Source organism: Azospirillum sp. B506 (assembly GCF_000333595.1).
Classification (GTDB): Bacteria; Pseudomonadota; Alphaproteobacteria; order Azospirillales; family Azospirillaceae; genus Azospirillum.
Genome location: NZ_BADK01000670.1, coordinates 1 through 1,386, shown reverse-complemented (window position 1 = coordinate 1,386; position 1,386 = coordinate 1). Strand labels below are relative to the sequence as shown.

Genomic DNA, 1,386 nt, shown 5'->3' with positions numbered 1-1,386 from the left:
ACATGGACACGTTGGACCTGCTGGAGGACGTGCTGGGCGACTATCAGGGCACGCTGCTGCTGTTCAGCCACGACCGCGACTTCCTCGACCGGCTGGTGACCGGCACCATCGCCCTGGAGGGCGACGGCACCGCCACCGAATATGCCGGCGGCTATTCCGACTATCTGGTGCAGCGCCCGGCCAAGGCGGTCCCCGCCACGGCTGCCAAGCCGAAGCCCGCCACCCAGGCGCCGGCCACGGTCGCCAAACCGCGCGGCAAGCTGAGCTACAAGGACCAGCGCGAGCTGGACGAACTGCCGGCCCGCATGGACGGGCTGGGGGGCGAGATCGCCAAGCTGGAGAAGGCGCTGGCCGACCCCGACCTGTTCACCCGCGACCCCGGCAAATTCCAGAAGTCCAGCGAACAGCTGCACGCAAAGCAGGCGGCGCTGGCCACGGCGGAGGAGCGCTGGCTGGAACTGGAAGCCATGCGCGAGGAGTTGGAAGGCGGGCGGGCATGAGCGTCGCCCACACGCTCCAGGCTCTGGTGGTGATGGCGCTGTGGGGGCTGAACTTCGTGGTGGCGAAATGGGCGCTCGCCGAATTTCCGCCGCTGTTCGTCATGGTCCTGCGCTTTGCCCTGGTGGCGGTGCTGATTATCCCTTTCTTCCGCATGCCGCGGGACAAGCTCTGGAAGATCGCGCTGTTGTCGGTGACCTTGGGCAGCATCCATTTCCCGATGATGTTCAGCGGCCTCAAGGGGATCGACGCCGCCACCGCCTCGCTGGCGGCACAGGTGCAGGTGCCCTTCTCCTCCCTGATGGCGGCGCTGGTGTTCAAGGACAAGCTGGGCTGGCGCCGCGGCATCGGCATGGCGGCCGCCTTCGCCGGCGTGGCGGTGATCGCCGGCGAGCCGCGACTGGGCGAGTCGCTCTATTCTCTGCTGCTGATCCTGGCGGCCAGCTTCGCCTTTGCCGTGGCGAGCGTGCAGATGAAGCTGATCGGGGCGGTGAACGGCTTCGCCGTCAACGGCTGGATGGCGCTGTTCGCCATGCCGCAGCTGCTCGTCTTGTCGCTGCTGATGGAGCATGGGCAGATGGAGGCGCTGGCCAATTCCAGCTGGGTCGGCTGGCTGTCCATCGCCTATATGGCCGTCGGGGTCACCATCGTCGCCTATGGACTGTGGTATCCCCTGCTGGGGCGCTATTCCGTCAACCAGACCATGCCATATCTTCTGACCGTTCCGGTCTTCGGCGTCGCCAGCGGCGTTCTGCTGATGGGCGATCCGTTGACGGTCAACCTCGCCATCGGCGGGCTGCTGACCATCGGCGGCGTCGCGGTGATCGTCCGGCGCGGGCCGAAGGCGGTCAACCAGACGGTCACGAATCCGACCTGACCGGCCCGACC

1 protein-coding gene and 1 pseudogene are annotated in these 1,386 nt (G+C 67.1%); both read left to right on the top strand.

Translation table 11 applies throughout. The features are described 5' to 3' along the window. Positions 1–500 (top strand): annotated as a pseudogene (locus I71_RS20065) (ABC transporter ATP-binding protein); the annotation flags it as partial. Continuing rightward, positions 497–1,375 carry a DMT family transporter gene (locus I71_RS20060; protein ID WP_042697042.1) on the top strand — a complete coding sequence of 293 codons (879 nt, stop codon included), beginning with the start codon at positions 497–499 and terminating at the stop codon, positions 1,373–1,375. The pseudogene I71_RS20065 and the gene I71_RS20060, both read left to right, overlap by 4 nt. The last annotated feature ends 11 nt before the right edge of the window (positions 1,376–1,386 follow it).

Bases quoted from the DNA above. Each gene is read 5' to 3' on its own strand.
- I71_RS20060 (WP_042697042.1), top strand. From the start codon at position 497: ATGAGCGTCGCCCACACGCTCCAGGCTCTGGTGGTGATGGCGCTGTGG.